At 52.1% G+C, this 20655-nt stretch carries 19 protein-coding genes and 1 pseudogene; 2 read left to right on the top strand and 18 right to left on the bottom strand.

Features of this window, described 5'->3' with window-relative positions:
* Nucleotides 1–19: 19 nt before the first annotated feature.
* Both LDN84_RS20055 and LDN84_RS20050 read left to right on the top strand, forming a co-directional pair.
* A complete protein-coding gene (locus LDN84_RS20055; RefSeq protein ID WP_223905265.1) occupies nucleotides 20–691 on the top strand; it encodes a response regulator transcription factor in 672 nt (223 codons plus the stop codon).
* Nucleotides 692–704: 13 nt separating this feature from the next.
* Nucleotides 705–2105 carry an ATP-binding protein gene (locus tag LDN84_RS20050; RefSeq protein WP_223905263.1) on the top strand — a complete coding sequence of 467 codons (1401 nt, stop codon included), beginning with the start codon at nucleotides 705–707 and terminating at the stop codon, nucleotides 2103–2105.
* Between the two features lie 27 nt (nucleotides 2106–2132).
* On the opposite strand, the gene LDN84_RS20045 is transcribed toward LDN84_RS20050, so the two are convergent.
* The 18 genes and pseudogenes from LDN84_RS20045 to LDN84_RS22950 all read right to left on the bottom strand — a co-directional run bounded on the left by LDN84_RS20045 (nucleotide 2133) and on the right by LDN84_RS22950 (nucleotide 20646).
* Entirely contained in the window at nucleotides 2133–2621 is a 489-nt protein-coding gene (locus LDN84_RS20045; RefSeq protein ID WP_223905261.1) for a thioesterase family protein, read from the bottom strand.
* 174 nt (nucleotides 2622–2795) lie between these two features.
* Nucleotides 2796–3104, bottom strand: a complete 309-nt coding sequence (locus LDN84_RS20040; RefSeq protein ID WP_223905258.1) for an H-NS histone family protein — start codon at nucleotides 3102–3104, stop codon at nucleotides 2796–2798.
* A 56-nt stretch (nucleotides 3105–3160) separates the two neighbouring features.
* Entirely contained in the window at nucleotides 3161–3721 is a 561-nt protein-coding gene (locus tag LDN84_RS20035; RefSeq protein ID WP_223905256.1) for a sugar transferase, read from the bottom strand.
* On the bottom strand, nucleotides 3718–4671 hold the full coding sequence (locus LDN84_RS20030; protein ID WP_223905254.1) for a UDP-glucose 4-epimerase family protein: 954 nt from the start codon (nucleotides 4669–4671) through the stop codon (nucleotides 3718–3720). The genes LDN84_RS20035 and LDN84_RS20030 overlap by 4 nt, the downstream gene beginning before the upstream one ends.
* Nucleotides 4668–5861, bottom strand: a complete 1194-nt coding sequence (locus LDN84_RS20025) for a glycosyltransferase (RefSeq protein ID WP_223905253.1) — start codon at nucleotides 5859–5861, stop codon at nucleotides 4668–4670. Before LDN84_RS20025 ends, LDN84_RS20030 begins: the two co-directional genes overlap by 4 nt.
* Before the next feature lie 10 nt (nucleotides 5862–5871).
* The gene (locus LDN84_RS20020; RefSeq protein ID WP_223905250.1) at nucleotides 5872–6807 is read right to left on the bottom strand and encodes an NAD-dependent epimerase/dehydratase family protein; all 936 of its coding nucleotides are present in this window, start codon (nucleotides 6805–6807) and stop codon (nucleotides 5872–5874) included.
* Between the two features lie 11 nt (nucleotides 6808–6818).
* Nucleotides 6819–7889, bottom strand: a pseudogene (locus tag LDN84_RS20015) (IS630 family transposase).
* Between the two features lie 87 nt (nucleotides 7890–7976).
* Nucleotides 7977–9896, bottom strand: a complete 1920-nt coding sequence (gene asnB, locus LDN84_RS20010; RefSeq protein ID WP_223905248.1) for an asparagine synthase (glutamine-hydrolyzing) — start codon at nucleotides 9894–9896, stop codon at nucleotides 7977–7979.
* A complete protein-coding gene (locus LDN84_RS20005) occupies nucleotides 9896–10690 on the bottom strand; it encodes a glycosyltransferase family 2 protein (RefSeq protein ID WP_223905246.1) in 795 nt (264 codons plus the stop codon). The genes asnB and LDN84_RS20005 overlap by 1 nt, the downstream gene beginning before the upstream one ends.
* Complete coding sequence (locus tag LDN84_RS20000) at nucleotides 10687–12453, bottom strand: heparinase II/III domain-containing protein (protein WP_223905244.1); 1767 nt, start codon at nucleotides 12451–12453, stop codon at nucleotides 10687–10689. The genes LDN84_RS20005 and LDN84_RS20000 overlap by 4 nt, the downstream gene beginning before the upstream one ends.
* Nucleotides 12454–12546: 93 nt before the next feature.
* Nucleotides 12547–13317, bottom strand: coding sequence for an oxidoreductase (locus LDN84_RS19995; RefSeq protein WP_223905241.1), 771 nt, complete (start codon nucleotides 13315–13317; stop codon nucleotides 12547–12549).
* A 50-nt stretch (nucleotides 13318–13367) separates the two neighbouring features.
* Complete coding sequence (locus LDN84_RS19990; protein ID WP_223905240.1) at nucleotides 13368–14357, bottom strand: glycosyltransferase; 990 nt, start codon at nucleotides 14355–14357, stop codon at nucleotides 13368–13370.
* Nucleotides 14354–15484 carry an NAD-dependent epimerase/dehydratase family protein gene (locus LDN84_RS19985; protein WP_223905239.1) on the bottom strand — a complete coding sequence of 377 codons (1131 nt, stop codon included), beginning with the start codon at nucleotides 15482–15484 and terminating at the stop codon, nucleotides 14354–14356. The genes LDN84_RS19990 and LDN84_RS19985 overlap by 4 nt, the downstream gene beginning before the upstream one ends.
* Nucleotides 15485–15512: 28 nt before the next feature.
* Entirely contained in the window at nucleotides 15513–16100 is a 588-nt protein-coding gene (locus LDN84_RS19980) for an acyltransferase (RefSeq protein ID WP_223905237.1), read from the bottom strand.
* Nucleotides 16097–16711 (bottom strand): CatB-related O-acetyltransferase, encoded by a 615-nt coding sequence (locus tag LDN84_RS23030; RefSeq protein WP_276572405.1) that lies wholly within the window; start codon nucleotides 16709–16711, stop codon nucleotides 16097–16099. The genes LDN84_RS19980 and LDN84_RS23030 overlap by 4 nt, the downstream gene beginning before the upstream one ends.
* 44 nt (nucleotides 16712–16755) lie before the next feature.
* Nucleotides 16756–18582: a CDP-glycerol glycerophosphotransferase family protein gene (locus tag LDN84_RS19970; RefSeq protein WP_223905235.1), complete on the bottom strand. Its 1827-nt coding sequence runs from the start codon at nucleotides 18580–18582 to the stop codon at nucleotides 16756–16758.
* Nucleotides 18569–20110, bottom strand: a complete 1542-nt coding sequence (locus tag LDN84_RS19965; protein WP_223905233.1) for a lipopolysaccharide biosynthesis protein — start codon at nucleotides 20108–20110, stop codon at nucleotides 18569–18571. Before LDN84_RS19965 ends, LDN84_RS19970 begins: the two co-directional genes overlap by 14 nt.
* 80 nt (nucleotides 20111–20190) lie before the next feature.
* A complete protein-coding gene (locus LDN84_RS22950) occupies nucleotides 20191–20646 on the bottom strand; it encodes an acyltransferase (RefSeq protein WP_255610422.1) in 456 nt (151 codons plus the stop codon).
* Between the last annotated feature and the right edge of the window lie 9 nt (nucleotides 20647–20655).

Here is a 20655-nt window from a genome sequence, read left to right as displayed (position 1 = left end):
CATCACTGAAGGGTAAGCAATGCGTATTTTGTTGGCTGAAGATGACCCTATGCTGGGCGACGGGCTGCGTGCAGGCCTGCGTCAGCAAGGTTTTCAGGTAGATTGGGTGCGTGACGGCATGGCCGCCGAGCGGGAGCTTGGTTGTGGCGACTATCAGGCCGCCGTGCTTGACTTGGGGTTACCGCAAAAAGACGGTCTGGATGTGTTGCAGGCGCTGCGGGCAAAAAAAATCAGCACGCCTGTGCTGGTGCTGACGGCGCGTGATGCGGTGCCCGACCGCATCAAAGGTCTGGATTTGGGGGCTGATGACTATGTCCTCAAACCCGTGGATCTGTATGAGCTGGGTGCCCGGTTACGCTCCTTGGTGAGGCGCTCTCACGGCCAAACACAGGACTTGCTGACTTGTGGTGCCATTCAAATGAATCCGGCTGCCCGGCAAGTGATGTTTGAAGGGCAGCCTGTGACCCTGTCCACGCGTGAATTTGATTTGCTGCATGTTCTGATGCTGGCCGTTGGCCGGGTCATGTCGCGCGAGCAGCTAGAGCAGCAGCTTTACAGCTGGGGTCATGAGGTCGAAAGTAATGCGGTGGAGGTGCATATCCACCATCTGCGCAAAAAGCTAAAACCCGAATTGATCCAGACCGTGCGTGGCATTGGCTACACCTTGCTGCGTCCCAAGACCGACGTGTGAATCCCATTCGACCATGACACTGTTGCCCCGTCTGAAATCCCTGCAAGCTCGTTTGCTGAGTTTGCTGCTGCTGATGGTCATGCTGGTCTGGTTGGGGGCTGCAGTCCTGACCTGGGTGGATGCCAGTGATGAACTCGACGAATTGCTCGATGGCCATTTAGCCCAATCCGCTGCCTTGTTGGTGGTGCAGCAAACGGGGCACAGCAGTGATACGGGGGGTGAGCACACCGATGGCAACCATCTGGAAGATGCCCCTTCGCTGCACAAATATGCCCCGCGTGTAGCGTTTCAGGTGTTTCATGAAGGTGTGATGACCCTTGGCTCCGCCAATGCGGGCCACATTCCCATGTCCAACAAGACCCGGGGGTTTTCAACCGTACAACTCAACGACAAATCCGAGTGGCGGGTGTTTGGTGCACAAGGCAGCGAAGGTGATGTGCAAGTGTTTGTAGGTGAGCAAACCAAATCGCGCGACTCTATTTTGTGGGCTGTGCTCAAAGGCGTGTTGATGCCTTTGCTGTATGCCCTTCCTTTGCTGGCCGTAGTGGGTTGGCTGGCTGTTCGTAATGGATTGGCTCCACTGCGACATCTCAGCCTGACACTGGCGCAGCGCCAACCCCATGCCCTGGAGCCGGTGGTACTCAAGGATGTGCCCACAGAAATTACCCCGGTCGTGTATTCGTTGAATGCATTGTTTGAGCGAATACAAGCCATGATGGCATCTGAGCGCCGTTTCACCGCTGATGCTGCACATGAGTTGCGTACGCCGATTGCTGCCATCCGCACGCAGGCGCAAGTCGCGTTGGGCGCGGGGAGTGATGCTGAACAGCGTAACCATGCCCTGCATTACACCCTGGCAGGCTGTGACCGTGCTACCCATTTGGTGGAACAGCTACTGACCTTGTCTCGCCTGGAGTCTTCGGCCAATGCTGCACCCAGTGGGCTGGTGGATGTGGCCGCCGTGGCACAGCGCGTGGCGGCAGACTTGGCCCTGGTCGCGTTGGGACGTGAACAAGAGCTTGAGTTGGATGCTCCTGCTCACGCCTACATCCAGGCCGATGACATGCTTACCAGTGTGTTGCTGCGCAATTTGCTGGACAACGCCATGCGTTATAGCCCGGATGCCGCCAAGGTCAATCTGGCGGTCAAGGTGGATAAACACCTTGTGACTCTGCAGGTGCAAGACAGCGGCCCTGGCCTGTCTGATGCCGATATGGCGCGCTTGGGGGAGCGTTTTTACCGCGTGCTAGGTACAGAGCAAACGGGGAGCGGCCTTGGATGGTCGATTGTGCGGCGTATTGCCAAGGTGTATGGCGCGCAGGTTGAGGTGAGCCGTTCAATGCTGTTGGGCGGGCTGTGTGTGACGGTCTGCTGGCCAGCAATGGTGCCGCCAGATGAGTCAACACCGCATTAAACGTTGTTGTCCAGCCTGACTTCAGGCTTAGGAGACGATGTAAGCGGCGGACCCTGTCGACAATAATTTACCGTCAGCCGCCAAAAATTCCATGCGGGTGGAGGCAACGCGTGAACCCAAGCGCATCACCTCAGCACGCAATTCAAACCACTCACTAATGCCGGGGCGTAGATAGTCGATCCGAAGATCAATAGTGCCGAGCTTGGCGAAGCGCTGCAGGCGCTGGCTGGGTAACTCATCCATGTGGCGCGCACCAATAGCCGCCATGACGGCCAGACCACCCATGGCATCCAGTCCCGCGCTGATAACACCACCGTGAATGCGGTTGTAGGCATAGTGGCCAACCAGTTCGTTGCGCATGTTGATGCGAGCTTTGACCTGGGTTGGCGCAATTTGGGTAATCTGCAAGCCCAGCATGCGGTTGAAGACGATCATTTCTTCAAAAATGTTTTTCACACCATTGATGAATTCGTCTTCAAAGGCAATGGATTCAGCGGCTTTTGGATGATGGGGCATAGGTGGTACAAAGCAGAATTCAGGTCGGTAAATGCACATTGATTCACCGATAAATTGCTATATTTATGATAGCTTCCTGAGCTTGTTTTTAAAGCTCTAGAGTCAAATTAGATTTGATTTTGATCAGTTTGTTACCCCGTTTTGCCCGATGGCCTACGTGAGGATTCTTTGCCATCAAATTGCAAAGGTATCCTTGCTTTGCCCTTGCGCCACCAACGCGGCCAACCAGCGAGGCATCAGGCCACGGCCACTCCAGGTCTCACCGTTGGGGCCACGGAATTTGGCTGGGGCAGGGTTGCTGGATTTGACAGTGGTTTTGCTCATGCGGGTTTTTCCGCCGTCAAGATCAGCTACGGTGATGCCAAATGCCTCCATTTTGGCCTTGATCTCTGCGACTGTTTTGTTGAATTCTTGAGCCTTGATTTCTTCGGCTTGCTTTTGCAGCAATGCGATTTGGTTTTGAATGTCAATTAAGTTGGTCATATCGAATACCTGTGGGTGAATTTTTTAAATCCCTGGCAGTTCATTTATTGTTGATTTTAATGGGTGACATTATCTCTTTTTAATACCTTCGCTGCTGTGAGAATGATGATTTTTATATCAAACCATAAGGATTTTTGATGTAAGTATTCGATATCCATCGCAACCTTCTGTGGGATGGGTAACTCGTCGCGTCCATTAATTTGAGCCCAACCGGTCAGGCCAGGTACCAAATGGTGAACACCGGCCTTGGTGCGCAATTCAATCAAATCATGCTGATTGAACAAGGCAGGTCGGGGCCCGACAAAACTCATATCGCCATTCAAGATGCTCCATAACTGTGGTAATTCATCCAAACTCGACTTGCGCAAAAAACTTCCGATGGGCGTGAGGTAAGCATCAGGGTTGCTTAATAAGTGTGTTGCTACAGCCGGCGTACCCATTTGCATGCTGCGAAATTTAGGCATCTTGAAAATAACGTTATTTTTCCCTACGCGATTGGACCAATACAAAACTGGGCCTTTGGATGTGAATCGTACCAGCAGTCCAACGAAAAGAATTGGCAATAAAAGAATCAATGTGACCCCAATAGCCAAGAATAAGTCAAAAACTCGTTTCATGAAGATGAATTATTACCCTGAACAGATCTACGCAAACCTTCTTCTATCGAGATAGGTGGAGTCCAACCCAATAACTGTTTGGCTTTCGATATGTCGACTTGCAAATTGCCACACAGACGGTGGATAGCTGCACGTTGGCCAAGCAATCGCCCGGATAACAGTAATAGCCAGGATGGTACAGGTATCAACCAGCTCTTCTTCCCGGCGGCCTTGGCCAAGCCTTGGACTAATTCGGTGGTGGATATGTCATGATCATCACTGATCAAAAAAGTCTCGTTGGCAGCCTGGGGATGGGTGGTGCAAGTAAGGATGAAGTCGACCAAATTATCCAGCCCGATCAGACTGCGCTGGTTATGGATGGCTCCTAACGGCAAGGGCCAGCCTTTTTGAACAGTCTGTATCAAGGCTGCAAAGTTGGCTTTCACGCCGGGACCATATACCAGCGGTGGGCGAATGATGACGACTTCCATGCCTGTTTCCTGAGCGATTTTTCGTAAACCTTGTTCGGCTTCCATTTTTGAAATGCCATAGGAATCTTGCGGGGCGGGATTGTCCGCCTCGGTGAAGGCGTGCCCGGGTTTTGTTTGCTCGCCGTTGACCTTAACTGAGCTGATAAATACAAATCGCTGAACCCCTGCGATGGCTGCCTGCCGAGCCAAGTTGAGGGTTCCCTTCACATTAATTTTCCGGAAGTCTTCAAGTGGATCAATTGCGGTGTCGTGCATCACATGGACGCGGGCGGCGAGGTGGATGACCACGCGAACCTCCTTTAACGCAGTGAACCAATTGCTCTCAGGACCGATTGCATCGATGAGCACTGTGGAATACGGCACATTTGCCATCTTGGAACGTACTGTGCTCAGCACGGAAAAGTGGCGCATTGAAAGCTCTTTGCACAGGGTGTGGCCGACAAAACCATTGGCACCTGTAACCAATACAACGCCTTTCATTTCAAAATACCTGCAGAACGAAGTAACGCAAGATATTCATTCACAACCAGTAAATTTACTTTTTGAGCATCAAATAATGCCAATGCACGCTGCATGGCTGCTTTTCCCATCATTATTCTGAGCGATGTGTCGTTGAGTAAATTCAGCAAGGAGTCAGCAAGTTTGTCTGCATCTCGTGGCTCTACCAATAGGCCTGTTTGACCATCCTCCACCGCATCAGTTAGTCCATAAATTCTTGTGCCAACTGTTGGAACGCCCATCGACGCTGCTTCAATAACCACAGTTCCAAAGCCTTCTCGATAACTGGGCAAGCACAAAATATTGGCTATTGCAAAATATTTTTCGGGACAGTCTGTGTATCCAACAATATGCGAATCAGGAAGACATTCAATGTCACGTGGCAGGATTGCACCTTCGACACCGCTCTCAGTATCAAAACGTCCGACGAAAACCAGATGTGCATCACTGCCAGTGGTTTTGATTTTTGCATAGGCCTGAATTAATTCATGTACACCCTTGTCGACCGTAATGCGCCCCACGAATAACACGACTGGCGCACTCACAGGTATGTCCAATTCCTTTCGTAACATGGCACATTGGATACTTGAGAATCGCTTCCTATCAAAACGTTGGGTATCGACACCTGCAAGTGAGCCTGTGCCAATGACGAATAGTTTGTTTTCCTTCACGATGTTCTGTGAAATCAGATACTGTCGTTGGCTTGCGCTGTCTGTGTAACAGCGAGTATTCAATAGGCCAATCAATTTGTCGCTAGTCCGTGCTAACCATCGTTTAAGGCCATGCATCGTTGCCCAAGGTTGGCCCGTAAAAGTGTGCAATCTGACAGGAACCCCCGCAAGGAAAGCCGCCAATGCAGTTAACAGCCCAGCCTTCGGTGTGGTGGAGTGCGCGATCTGAGTATGTTCACGCATAAAAAAACGATACAGATGAATTAGCCCTTTAAAGTCACGCCAAGGTGAGATTGATCGTGGGATATCGATTGGCATGCAGCGCACACCAGTCAGACCGCGTAGCAAAGACATTTCGGGCTCATCACTTGCGATAACCGTCACCTGTGCTCCCTGCAAGCCAAGTTCAACAAGTTGGTGCTTGAGCTGTGCAACCACAAAAAATGGGACTGTCGAAATTCGAGCGATACGAATATTTGAAAGATGCATGGAGGTATTCATGACATCTGTATCATCCAGTAATTTTGTGCTGCCAAGTTTGCACCAGTTCATTTAGGCCGACTTCCATTGATACGGGATGTCTGTAGGCTAGTTCGTTTTCTATTTTTTCGGTGGAATAGATGGCTCTTCCGGTCAGCGCATCGATGCGCGACTCTGTCAATGGGAATCCCGGGATGCCGCTCAGCAACCTTGCCAGCAGCCTGATTGACCACTCAGGCACTCTAAGCGAGGGGATTGGCCTCCCGAGCGATTTCGCAATGACTGCGACGAATTGTTCCATAGTGCGATGATCTGACAGGTTGTATATCTGTCCATCAGCTTCCGGTTTTGTGCCACACAGCATCAGCGCCTCCACCACGTTATCGACATGTATATAGTTTGCCGACGCGCCGGGTGCGCCGATAAAGAAGAAGCGCCCGCACCGAATCATGCTAATCAGGCCGAAGAGGGATTGATTGCTCATCTCCGCACCGTACACATTCGATGGTCGCAAGACCATATGCTCGAATGCGCCGCCGTGCGATGCGGCACTCACCAATTCGTCCGACAATACTTTTGTAACCTCGTAGATGCCAGTCGGATGAGGTTCAGTCTGCTCGGTCACAATGCCCCCGCGCTGTCTGCCGTATGCACCTACGCTGCTAAGCTGAACCCAGCGACCGATCCGACCGCTCGCGGCATCGATCAGGTGTTGCGTCCCCTCCAAATGTACCGCGTGCATACGCGTCTCATCACGGATCTCTCCGGCGCAGTGGTACAGGATATCCGCACCGTCCGCGAATGATCGCAATGCATCGGTGTTCGACAGGTCGCCGGAGCATAGCTTCGCACCGGGCTCGACGTCTTTCCTCCGCGAAAGCACGCGCACCTCATGCCCTTGTACCAAATGGCGCACAACCAACTTCCGGCCAATGAATCCGGTTCCGCCTGTGATGGCAACGATCATGGTGCTAGTGTTTAATTGCGTAAGTTAATAATTGTATTTCTAAGTTGAGCGCCACGAACCTCTCGTTTGCGCCATACAAAGGGGGCTGCCGTTTCGTTGTAGTGAGCCACAAACGCTTCAATAGCCTGCGTCAATTGCTTGGTGCTTTGGAGGTTTGCCTCCGTCAGACTCTTGCGGATGAAGATGCCAAACTAGATTTCGATTTGGTTGAGCCAGCTTGCCGATGTAGGCGTGAAATGAAATTGAACATTGGGATGAAGTGCCAACCAATCATCGTTTTTCTTGTGGGTAGCATAGTTGTCCAAGATCACATAAACCTCCTGTGTGAGAAGCACATCGGCAATGACATCATCGAGAAATGCTTGAAAGTCTAGTCGCTTCTTGACTGCGGTGACCTTGCTATGGATTGCACCGGTGGCCACATTCAATGCGGCAAACAGATTGACGGTTCCGTGACGCTTGTACGTGCTTTTGATGCCGCGCACGACTTTGCCGCAGCTGGTATGGACGTAGCCAGTCTTTCTCTCTAAAGCTTGAATCGATGGCTTTTCGTCAACACTGAGCACCAGTGCGTTGTCTGGCTGCCCTAGGTACAAACCAATCACATCTGTGGCTTTGGCTGCGAATTCTGAATCGGTGCTCACGCACCAAGAGCGCATGCGCCGCAGTTGGATGCCCTCCTTTCGAAGGATGCGCCAAATCGCGTCATCGGACACATTCAGCGCCTGAGCCAGTGTGGCACCATCCCAGCTGGAAGGCCGCTCGGGCGGGGTAAGCTCAAGTTGCCTGCGTATTCGCTCGCGCAAGTCGCTGGCTATGTAGGTGGGCGGTTTGCCACTGCGCGCCCGGTCACCAAGAGCCTTGATGCCGCCTTCCAGAAATCGCTTGCGCCATGTCGCCACAGTGCTGGTCTGCAATTTCATGCGCGAGGCAATCTGGTCGTTTCGCTCACCCTTCAAGCAGCCCAGCACAATCTTGGCACGCTCGGCCAAACGGGCCTGCGCGGTTCGACTGGTGCTCAGTCTTTCCAGCTCTTTGCGATCTTGATCGTTGCACGTTACGTTTGCTGCGACTCGCGCCACCACCACCCGTTCGTGTTAAACAAGCTGGAGGATAGTTAAATATGTGTATTTGTGCAATTAGACATGGGCCACTTTCTTTCGGTCCGGTCACAGTTTGGCATTCCACTTCTCCTGCCACTGCACCCACATCAGCACCGTCCATATTTCTGGAAGACGATTCTTTCTGGCAAGGTGCTCTTGCCACACACGAATCACCGCATCGGCATTCAGTCCGACGTTTGTCAGCCGACTGCTGGTCAGCATTTCTTCCGCCCATCCGCGCAGCTCTTTTCTCAGCCATGATCCCACCGGCATGCCGAAGCCCATTTTAGGTCTATCTATCAGCTTTTGCGGTACATGGCGGTATAGAACTTCCCGCAGCAGCAGTTTTCCAGTGTCGCCATGCGGGCTTAGTTTGTACTGCAACGGCACGCGCGCCGCCCACTCCACCAGACGATGGTCGAGCAACGGCGCGCGCGCTTCCAGTGCTACCGCCATCGAGGCTCTATCCATTTTGGTGAGGATGTCGTCGGGCAAGTAGTGTTCCTGATCCACCGCCATCATGCCGCCCGCCCAAGGCAAATCCGCATATCGCTCCAGTTGCGGAGACAACATCTGGTTTTCCTGAAATTCACCCAACAAAATTTCGGCAGGCCGCTTCCAAGCCGAGACGATAGCGTCGTAAACATCCGTCGGCGGGTGCATCAGGTATGCGCCGAAGCGTTGCGCCCGCATCGCCAGCCCGTTTGCGCCACCCAGCTTGCCGCCCAGAATATACCGATCTGCGTTATTCAACAGCGCCGCCGGAATGCTGTTGATTGTTCGCCCCAACATTGCCGCCCCTTGCGGTGTCAGCCTGTGGCGCAAATGTTCGATCCGTCCCGCCCAGAAATATCGCGGATAACCGCCGAAAAGTTCATCACCTCCATCGCCGGACAGCACTACCTTGACGTGGCGGCGCGCGAATTGCGACAGCAGGAAAGTCGGGATGCTGCTGCTGTCGGCAAAAGGCTCGTCATGCAGGGAAGCTATTTTGGGTACCAGATCTATGACATCCTGCGCATTCAGTATTTCTTCCGCGTGGCTGGTGCCGATATGGCTGGCGATCTCCCGCGCAAATACCGATTCGTCATGCGACTTTTCCTTGAAGCCTATAGTGAATGTCGAAACTGGTTGTTTGGCTTCCTGCTGCATCAGTGCTACCGTCAGCGATGAATCTATGCCGCCGGAAAGCAAGGCCCCGTAGGGCACATCCGAGCGCAGACGAATGCGGACCGCGTCGCGCAGCAGTTCTTCCAGTTCATCTGCCGCATCCTTGAAGCTCATGGCGAGCGGATTCGCCAAACCATTGGTGGTGGCTTGGCGCACACTCCAGTAGGAGGAAATTTCGCTTTTGCCATCTTTCCATTTGAGCATTTCGCCGGGACGCAACTTGCGCGCACCGCGCACTATCGTCGCGGGTGCCGGCACGCACAAATAGCGGAAGTACGCGGCCAGCGCTGCTCTATCCACGGTTTTGTCCAGCCATGGCAATTGCCACAGCGCGGACAGCTCGGAGGCAAACGCGATTTCACCGTCTCTCTCGGCGTAGTAAAACGGCTTCTCTCCCATACGGTCGCGAGCAAGCAGCAGATTACGCTCTTTCCGGTCCCAGACAGCAAAAGCGAACATTCCGTTAAAGCGTAGCAGCGCCCCTTCCACTCCCCATTCCTCGAATGCCGCCAGCATCACTTCGGTGTCCGAATGCCCCCTGAAGGAATGTCCGACCCCTTTCAACACCGCCATGATTTCCGGGTAGTTGTATATTTCACCGTTGAATGTCACCACATAGCGCCCAGAAGCAGAAAGCATGGGCTGATGACCAGCGGGCGACAAATCGACAATGGACAGGCGGCGCTGACCCAGCCAGACCCCCCCCTCCTGCCAATCTCCCTCATCATCCGGCCCGCGATGCGCCAGCCGGGCAATCATGCGCCTTGCCTCGCCCACATCCAGCTTCGGCCCTATCCATCCCGCGATGCCGCACATTAAAACGATCCCCCAAGGTTTCTCCGGCTATATACCCAATGTCTGATCCAGCGCGGCAACAAGCCATAGAGAAACAGCAACGCCGGAATCATGGCTTTCTTACCGCCGAGCAGATCAGCGCAAACATTGCGACGGATGCGATAGCTGCTCAACAGATAGTGGAGCCGGTTGCTTCGCTCAAAATGTTGTCCCGCATGAATTCGTTTGAAAATATAGCCATTATCAACGCGCCAGATTTGCTTGCCCTGCTTCATCAGTCGCACCCACAGCTCATAATCGAATAGACAATCTCTAGTCTCATCATAGCCACCAACTTCGAGCAAGGCCTGCTTGCGAATGAGAGTACCCGAATGATGCACTGGATTGCGGTACAGGAACATTGACGCAGAAAGTTGATAGGCATTAGCCTTGCAAGCCTTGTCGGAGTCCATTGCCTCTTTCGATAGCATCCCGCTGCAACTCAAGACCGCCACCTCCGGCTGGCTTTGCATAATGCCGACCATCGCCGCCAGCCAGCCGGGGGCAGCGGTATCGTCTGCGTCCAGAATGGCGATGAATTCCGATTGGCTGCGCGCTACACCCAGATTAAGCGCGCGCCCTCTGCCTATGGGCTGGGTATAGATAACGGTCAGGTCCACGTTTGCCGCTTGCGACAGGAAATCCGCCGTTCCATCCGATGAACCGTCATCGACGATGCAGTGCCGGAAATTCTTATATTCCTGCGCACGAATTGAGTCGATGGCCTCGGCAAGAAATGGCATTCCATTCCGCACGGTTGTCAGTACTGTTATCACTCGATGCTTTCCAATGCGCTGATTTTGAAATCTGACTCCCAATCACTGTCCTGGCTGATCACAATCCATTCCAGCCTTGTGCATGGTTCTGGCACATCGTAGGCGGCATATCTGACGGCATCCTTCAGCACGGGCATGTCCAGCCCGTTCCAGCACAACAGAAAGCTGTTCGTGCCGATTTGCAGCCTGAGTCCGCCCTCCGCTTCGCTAACTTGCCCCATCACGTAGAGCACGAGTTTTATGCTGGCCTGCGACACAAGTTCTTTTCGCACGCGATTGGTCACAATGGCAGTTCGCTCGTCGGCCCATAACCAAGTTCTTTGAATGCATGAAATTCCCGGCACTTCATGCGGTGCGTCCAGCCGAATTTCGAGCCGCTGGCTTTCTGCCGAAACACGGGGAGCAGTACGAATTCTTTTCAGCCATGAAATCGGCATATAGCCTCTCGGCACAAATCCAGTCCTTCTGCCGTTCACCATGATCGTGTTGTGCCATTCTTCCAGAATTCCCGCCGCCTCACGGTCGCGGCCAGCAAGGTAATTCCCTCTTCCCGCATCGACAATAACTGGCTGCCCACCGAAGGCTAATTCAAACGAGAACAGATCATGATGCCCGTGCGTTGAGCGACTGTCGTCGGGATGCACATCGACGTGGGCAATCAATGACCAGCCATGATTTCTGATGCGCACCCAGCTGTTGTCCAGTGCTTGCCAGCTCTGCTGCGTCGGCTGCATCCGCCCGACAAAGAATTGCGACCAAAAACCGCTTGCCGAAACCTTGTCATTCTGTTCCTCATCGCCGCTGCACAAAAGCGCATAGCCGAAGCGAGTCATTCCGCCATACAGTCGCGGTGGAAAGTCGGGAGAAATATCACCCAGCAGCGGCATGTAGTTCGCGCCATCCTCACCCAACAGCATGGCATCGCACACTTGGAGCATGTTGTGTAACCGGGGGCGCAGTTGATGGAAACGCGCTTGATCCATAAAGTGAAATGCGCAGCCCACTTCCACCATCCACCGGGTGATGACCCATTGATAATGGGTGGAGGCTTCCCGCACTACGCCGTCTTCTGCGACATGTTTGGCCAGCTGATTTTCCATCAACCAGCATCCGACTTCGTAGAAGCTACCTGTATTCAAAAAGGCTCCAGCCAATATCAGTGCCCTGGCATTGTTCAGGATGTGATTGTTTGTTCCTGCTTCGCCGTGGTATTCAAGGTGGGCCAGAAGATAATCCGTATCCTGTTCCAACATGCGCACGATTTGCGCGCCCAGTGCAGGCTGCGGCGCATGAATATTCCACAGCAAGATCAAGTTGCCGACTCTTTCCGAAATGGAGTAGGCACCACGACAGGCCAGACCCTTTTCCCATCTTTCTGCTAACCATTTTTCTACGGCCGTCCATGCGGCGGTTCCATCATGCGCGTGCAAATGCAATGCCCATCCCAGTCTATCCTCGCGCATGCGAATTTCAGGGTCGGCAGAGTCCCTGTTTACCACCAGCCCGTCACCCGCCAATTCGAATGAAGGTGCAGGCTCTGAGCGCAACCACGGCTGAAATATATAGCGCGGGCTCGACGGGCGCGGCTCATTGGTTTGCTGCCATTGCAGGACATGGTTTTCGAACAGGCGTTTTTCGGTGTTGGCCTGAAGTTTCAAGGCATACAGCTTTGCCCAATGTGCAGGGAATGCAGCGTAGCACAGAAATTTTTTCAGGGAATAATCCGCAAGAATTCTCTGAATCGAACTTGGAATAAATTTCATGGTTATGGGGAAAACAAGTCCGGCCAATTCAGCGATAACGGGTCACAAAGAATTTTGCGCCCTGAAAACTTGCTGCGAAGTTTTTCACCCCCCTCACAGAGAGAACCCGTCATCCACCAGCAAGTTATGCCCGGTCACATACAGCGACGCATCCGATAGCAAATACATCAGGCTACCGCACACATCCTGCGGATCCAGCATGCCTTTGCTGCTGCAATGTATGTTGTACTTGCGCAGGAATGGCTCGGGTTGTCCATCCAGAATTCCGCCCGGACTCAGGCTGTTCACCCGTATGCCATCACCTTTGAAATATTGTGCGAAATAGCGGGTTAACTGGTTGATCGCCGATTTGATTGCCGCATATTCGACCGGCATGGTCATGGGCGTATCGGCATAAACTTCGAAGCGCGGTGTCATCGTGCCGTAGATCGAAGACATGTTTATTATGTTGCCGCCGCCATGTTGCCGAAAATACAGACTGAATTGCTGCGCAGTCAGAAAATATCCACCCAAATGCAAACCAACGTTTTCGCAAAAACTATCGTAGGTGACCTCTTCCAGTTTTTTCCCATACTCCCGATTGCGCGGATAGGCATTGTTCACCAGCGCATCGATGCGCCCATGTTTTTGTTGTAGATCGCGGATAAGCGCATTGATGGATGCCGCGCTGGTTATATCCAAAACGACCGCTTCGGCTCGCCCCGGACAGGTTGCGGTAATTTGCACGGCCACACGTTCGGCCGTCGCCGCATCAACATCAGCGACAACGGCGATGCCGCCCTGCTCTGCGATTGCGGCACAGAATTTCGCTCCGAGAAACCCCGCCCCCCCTGTAACAACGATTACTTTGTCAGCCAACTGCATAACTTCCTCACTAAGATTTTCTATCGATTATTGATTGGCATATTCAAACATCAAACAGGTTTGGTGCGGCTCAGCAGCCCCCATACTTTTTCTGCAGCCTTGGCTACCCCCATAATCAAACCGGGAATGAAGAATACCAATGCCACAGGGTCTAACTGGATGATTCTCCCCAAGTGGTAGGGGAAATTGCGCAATCCTATCCAAGGCTGGGAAAACAAATGCGTCCCCCACAAGTACATCACACGTGATCGATAATGGCAACGCTCGATAAAAGTCATATTCAGTAACTTGATTTGGCCGAGCAGCAAGCGGAAGAATTCTTCGTAAGTGATGCGCCCCTTGGTCAGGCTGCGTATGGTGGTCTGGTGCTGCCTGAATTTATTCAACGACTCTGCGACGTAAGCCACATCATATTTTTCCGCGATCCTGAAGAATAGGTCCCAGTCGCTATTGGCTCGGTAGGACGGAGAGAGATTGCCAACGGTTTCAAAACATTCACGGCGCATCAATGCCGCGCTCAGATTCGGGATGACGCAAGAATGCAACAGGAAACGGCTCATTTCTGCGCCGGTCAGCAAGGTGTCGGATGAGCATCTGTCCTGGAACGATTTTTCCCTGATCTCATAGTCGTCACCCATGATGCGATCACTTTCATCCACCATCAGGCTGCGGCAAAATGCAATGCCCGCCGTCGGATACGCACGCATCGCAACTATCAGTTTTTCGATCATGCGCGGTTCGCAATCGTCGTCGCAATTGGCGAACAGTATAAACTCGCCCTTTGACAGTTCAATCCCTTGATTGCTGACCGCGACCCATCCTCCATTCTTTTCGCGGACAATCAATTTTACTTTTGGATGGGATTCGTACCGGCGCAACACTTCAAGACTGTTATCGGGAGAGCAATCCTCGATCACCAGAATTTCAATATTTTGGTAAGTCTGCCCAATCAGGCTTTCCATGCGTTGCGCGAGATACTCTGCATGGTTATAGCTGGCCACGATCAGGCTGACCAATCCCGGAATCGTCTGCTTGCTCACTTGAACAGTCCCTTCGCCTTGAGCTCTTTCAGGCTCTCTTCATAACGGTCTGTTTGTATCTGCTCGCCCTTGACCCAGGCCACGAATTGGCGAAGTCCTTCCTCGATGGAGACACTGGGCTCGAAGCCAAGCACCTGGCGCACCTTGGCAAGATCGGCCACGTTATGACGGATGTCGCCCAAACGGAATTGCCCGGTCACCTGAGTTGGCACCGCCGAACCCAACAAGGCCTGCAAGGTGTTGGCGATGGTCAACACATCGGTCGCCACTCCCGAACCCACATTGAACACATCCGCCAACGGTTGTTCATACTCGACAGCCTTCGCCGTTGCCTGAACCACATCGTCGATGAACACAAAGTCACGACTCTCTTTCCCGTCCTCGAAGATGTTGATGCCACTCCCGTTGCGTATCCGGGTGGAGAAGATGGAAAGGATGCCGGTATATGGATTGGAAAGGGACTGCCCCGGACCATATACGTTCTGATAGCGGAATGTGATCGCGGAAATCCCCAGTGATTTTCCCACGGTAAGCACCATCTGCTCCTGCGTCAGTTTGGTGATGCCATAAACAGAGACGGGGTGCACAGGTGTTTCCTCATCCGTAGGGATCATTTCCGCCGCTGTGCCACAGTGAGGACAATAAACGGAAAAATCTCCCTTTTCCATCCTTTCGGCGGCACGCGAGGCCGGATACACATTGCCATGCTTCGGACACGAATACCTCCCTTCACCATAAACGGCTCGCGAAGATGCCGCCACGATTTTGCGGATCGGCAATCGCTCGTTGGCGATCACGTCCAGCAGGAGTGCGGTGCCGCCGATGTTGACATCGGAATAATGCTGGATGGCATACATGGACTGTCCAGTCCCGGTCTCCGCCGCCAGATGGACCACTGTATCCACGCCAGCCAGCGCGCGCATCAGATCGGCACGTTGAGTGACGCTGCCACGAATGAATTCAACTTGCCGCTCCAGGCTGCGGAACAGGGGCGAGGACTCTGGCTCTGCCCCGTGGATCTGCGGTGATAGGTTATCGAGCACGATAACGCGATGACCTGATGCGACCAGATGATTGGCCAGTCTTGAGCCGATGAATCCCGCTCCGCCGGTAATTAGAATATTCATATGTAATCTTGCTACCTGATTGATTGTTTCAAGCTTTCAGTGCAATCCATTTCTTCGATTGTGGGTCGAACTGTTTGATTACCGTCGCGGGCACACCGACAGCGACCGAGTAATCTGGGATGTCCGAAGTCACGACAGCGTTGGCCCCGATAACGCAATTCTTCCCAACGCGCGCGCCGATGACGCAGGCATTCTCACCAATCCAACTGCCATCACCGATCTTCACTTCTCGCTTGAATCTGACTCGCTGATGCATGATGGGAATAGAGACATCTTCGTAGTCGTGAAGATTGTCGGAAATGTATACGTTGTTCGCGGTAAGCACATTGTCCCCGATCACCACCTGACCGACAGCAGTGATATGGTTGTTATAGCCGAACGCACACCCACCTCCTATCGACAAAGCAGCTTTTCGCCCGTCTACACCGCAACAATACAGCCATGTTCCGCGTTGAAAAACCGTCTGTGCGCCGATAGTGATTTCCTTGCCACCGTCAACCCGGTATGGACGAAACAGAGCGGCACCTACGCCAACGTTTTGGAATTTCCAACCATGAAAAAAAGCGAAACATATCCTGTAGAGTTTGGAAAAGAGACGCGTCAGTAGTGCGCTCATTTGACTGCGTCCAATCTATCGAGAAACTGTGCAGGATCGGCGAAGAATGGAGCCAATCGTTCGAGTACTATGTCGTCCAGATCCCACCAGCAAGATGCCAACAATCTCTCGGATATATCCTGCGGGAAGCGTTGCCGGATAACGCGGCCGGGGCAGCCTATGGCCACCGCATATGGCGGGATATCCTTGGTCACAACAGCCCCCGCTCCAATGACAGCGCCCACCCCGATCAGCACACCCGCCTTGATCATCGCGCCTTGTCCGATCCATACATCCGCGCCTATCGTAGTGCGAGGAAGATTCTTGGTGAATTGCTTGCTTTTGGTGAAGAAACTGGGTAACGGTTGCTCATTGTCGTAGAACACGGGGCTGGTACTCACCATATGTGTCGGATGCATTGCCAGCCCGATGGTGACATCTCCAGCAATAGAGCAGAATGGGCCGATCTCGGCGTTGAATATGGCTGTTGCGGACTGTACGTAGCTATATGCGCCCAGTGTCGAAGTCACCAGCGTCACATCGCGAAAAACCACGGAATGCCGATCTAGGATACTGGCTTGATCCAGCACTGCCCCCGCGTAAATAACGCTCGTCGGAAATTTTCTGCGCAAGAGCATTCTGCGCAAGCCGTTTTTAAACTCAGAGAATAACCGGCTCAATGTGTCGGCCCATTTTTTGCCTGTTCAAGAAGCTGGTAGATAAAGTTCAAGTTCCGCTCCAGATTACCCCCATCCAAGGGGCCGATGTATTTTTCCATCACCGTCCTTTCAAGGAAGGCATCGTAGCGTTTGTGACCAGAACGGTAATCCTCTATGGCCACGATCAGGTCATCGACACTTGTCACGGTCACCAATTCCGAATTCCCGTCGAAAGGTGGGTCCATGATCTCCGTGTCTTTTTTGTAGTAGAGGCAAGGGATGCCCAAACACGATGCCTCGAACAGCGTCTGCGAGTATATCGAGATGAAGAAATCGGTGCGCCGCAGCACCTGCGGCATAGGTGCGCTGTCCAATATTTCATCCACCAGTCCCGGGAAATATTCCTGCACGAATCGCTCATATTGCTTGCGGTAACCGTTTGCCCTGACTTTGATAATGATATGCAAAGCCACACCGCGAGATTTGATCGTCGTCAGCGCATGCAGAACGTCGTATAAAAAATCAAACTCCACCGCCAGATACGAATTCAGGTCCGTGTTGTTATGTCCCGAAGCGCCTACTGTAATCGTGGGCATCACCCTGTTTATCATGCGCTGCGCAATTTCACCCATCGCATAGGCATCCATGCGCGGGTCGCCAAGGCAGACTATGTTGTCCATCCCCCTAAAATAATGCTCCTTGATACTGACCGAGTAGGAGTTGATAACGGTAGCGTATTTCCCCTCATCCAAAAACTCATTTCCCAATATACCGTTGATGATGAAGTAACTGGGGATGCCGCGTGTCTTACATACGCTGTCTACCAAGGGTGCGAGGTGGCCAAGGTTAGCAATCAATACCTCCAATGAAAGCGGATTGGCATCCAAGTAACGAATCACGCAATCAAGATCACGCAAGGCCGCTGCAAGGCGGTTCGCTATCCGCGTTTCGATGATCCGATAGAGCCCGTCTGAAATATCCCCACCATTGGACACCACCAGTTTCGCACACCGCTGGACACGGAATCGGCTCATCAAGTTATCCGCCTCAACCTGGAATTTGCTTGCCGCCCTCCAAATCGGAATATATCTGAACGCACCCTTGTTTCTAGAGAATGTGGCCAACAGCAGCCGCACTCTGTCTTCCTGCTGCAAGCGCTTGATGAGCTTGCGGGTCGGGTGATATTCCTGAATGAAGACTGTCGGTTTCTTTTTATCCCCACCGAACCAGCGATCCGCCCATGACATCATCGAGCCCTGCAACGAGCTCACGATGTCCCTTAGCCGATATTTGACTCCGCCGATACCTTTGAAGCGAACTTTCTCATCCATCCAGTCATGGATTGGAAAGTAATATGTTGCTTTGCCGGAACCCGTGTTAGGCAATACCGGCACAAAGGCCAGACCCATTTCAGTCAGAACCGACTCGATCAAGCCCAGTCGGGTTCCAACGACAAGCTTCTCATATTTCAATCCACGCAATATTTCCATACAAATCCGGGTGCGTGCGTAAAACACGAAGTCATTCCATATCTCCAGACGGAATGAGAAGCCCAAAGGCACTCCCCGATATTGGAAGATATCCTGCCCTTCAGCATCAAAATGCCATTTGCGGAAGAAGTGATAGATCAGGAAATTATTCTCTTGCATCGACTGCTTATCCGCCAAATGATCGACATAGCAGGCTAGACCGCCCAATTGCTCCACTTCCCGCCTAAGTCCCAGATCATAGGTAAGCACCACATCTCTTTGCGCATCGAATTGGGACTTGCAGCTTTCCCACCGATTTCTGTCTTCCAAGATCAGAATGTCGCGATAGGTCTTTCCTGCATCAAGCGCCGACATGCCTGAATTCCTTGCGCAATTGTAAAAACATCCTGTTAAATTCCTCTTTGCTCATTCCGATCAACCAAGGCAGCGACTTGACCACCAGAACTACCGATCCTGCATAAACAACACAGGCAACCACCACCGGGATCAGTAGCTCAACCCAGCCCACACCATCGAGCTCCCAAACCAAACCCACCAATAGCTTGATTGCATACCCCAGAGCGATCATCAACGGAATTCCGACTGCTTGATATTGCCAGTCGAATTGCCATGCATTGTGACGGGCCAAGACCCATGCCTGTATATTGACCGCTACGATGCTTGTCAGCACCATGTAGCCTGCCATGCCAATTGCCCCCAAACCTAATCCGGGAATCAACATTCCGGATGATGGAGCTAAAGCCAAGTACGATACCGGCAGAGTGAACAACATTAAACCGATACTCAACACCACATATTTTCGTGTATCTCCCCCGGCCATAAACATGGTGCCGCCTATTTGCCCCATCGACTGATGGATAGGATATAGGAACATGATTGCCAGAATCGGCCACGCCTTCACGTAGGTCGGGCCTAGCAGGATTGCCACAATCTGCTTTGCCCAAGGCAGCAGCAACCCGGCTATAACAGCACTCAATATCACCAAGCCGCGATTTATTTTTGTGTATAGAATGGCAACGCGACCGTGTTCACCTCTTGCGCGCGCCTCAGCGATCTCTTTCCAAAAAATATTCAATATGGATACCGTAGCAAGGAGGCTGATCTGGGCGAATTGCGATGCGATCTGAAAATAGCCTTGCTGAGCTGCGCCACCAAATTTTTGCAACATCCATTTGTCGGCAAACGCATAAAAAAATCCGGCCACGGCAAGCCATATCATCGGCTTGCAATATGCCCAGTATTCACCCAGCATCTGTCGGTACGTCCCTTCTGGCTCGACAGGCTCGGCATTTCGCTCTCTCAGCAAGAGATAACTTAATATCGCCGCAGTACCGTAGAGACCAATCATTATCCATAGGATGCCCTGAACACTCATGTCTCCGAGCCAGAACAACAAATAACTTATCACCAGATAAGTTATTGCCACGGCGATGTTGAGCAGTTGCACCTTGATGGTCTTCCGGGCCGACTCACCGATTTGCCCCACCATTTGCCACATTTGCTGTTGCATAAAAACGGCAACAAAAGCCAAAGCGACCGTTTCACGGAGCTGCCCCAACCAGATTTTCTCAAATAAACCCGAAGGAATGAGCAGCGATACAAGCGCCAATGTGATTGCGAATTGCAGTAGCAGCCACAAGAAATAGAAAAAGTAAAACCTATCTCCGCGCGTGCGTCTAGATATGAATGTGTAAAAAGCGCTGGAACTCCCCATATCCACTAGCGCGCGAATCGCCACAAAGCTGCCAAGTAAAAATGTCAGTTCGCCATATCCAACCGGATTTAATCCTCGAGCAATCAGTATTCCGCAAGCAAAAGTGATCCCTGCACGAAGTACATTCGCAATAACCGATACGAGGAATCTTGATTTAATCGCTGTCACGTAAAAATAGAACTCCATTGCCAAGTACTAAACAACTCAGATAGCACTTAAGCTCCGATCCGAAAAATCAAGCTCAAAATTCATGAAACATGCCTAATAAACTTGGCAGGGTTTCCCGCAACAACAGTGCGAGCGGGAACTGATTTTGTCACAACACTACCAGCGCCCACGACCGCGTTCTCCCCGATTTCAACACCTGGAAGAATGATTGCACAGGCACCTATCCAACATCCACACCTGAGAATAATTGAGTTTGCCAATTTTGGCTCTGGATAGTCTTGATCAAATATTGGTTTAGTCACATCTGAGAATGCATGATTATTGGTATAAAAATGAACACCTGAACCAATTAATACCTTCTCTTCAATGAGAATACCACCGCCTCCTTCAGTTGGGTCTGCAAACAGAAAAGTTCCAGGACGAATAACAACGTTATTCCCGATTTCAATCTTTGAGCATGCCTCAGCGTATGAGCCAGGTCTAAATTCTGACCCTTCGCCAAAATATTTAAACTTTTGCACGCACAGCTTTCTCATGGTGCTTCT

It is taken from the genome of Rhodoferax lithotrophicus, from assembly GCF_019973615.1.
In the GTDB taxonomy this organism is placed as follows: domain Bacteria; phylum Pseudomonadota; class Gammaproteobacteria; order Burkholderiales; family Burkholderiaceae_C; genus Rhodoferax; species Rhodoferax lithotrophicus.
Note: the sequence above shows the minus strand (reverse complement) of the source record. Positions and strands in the feature narration are given on the sequence as shown.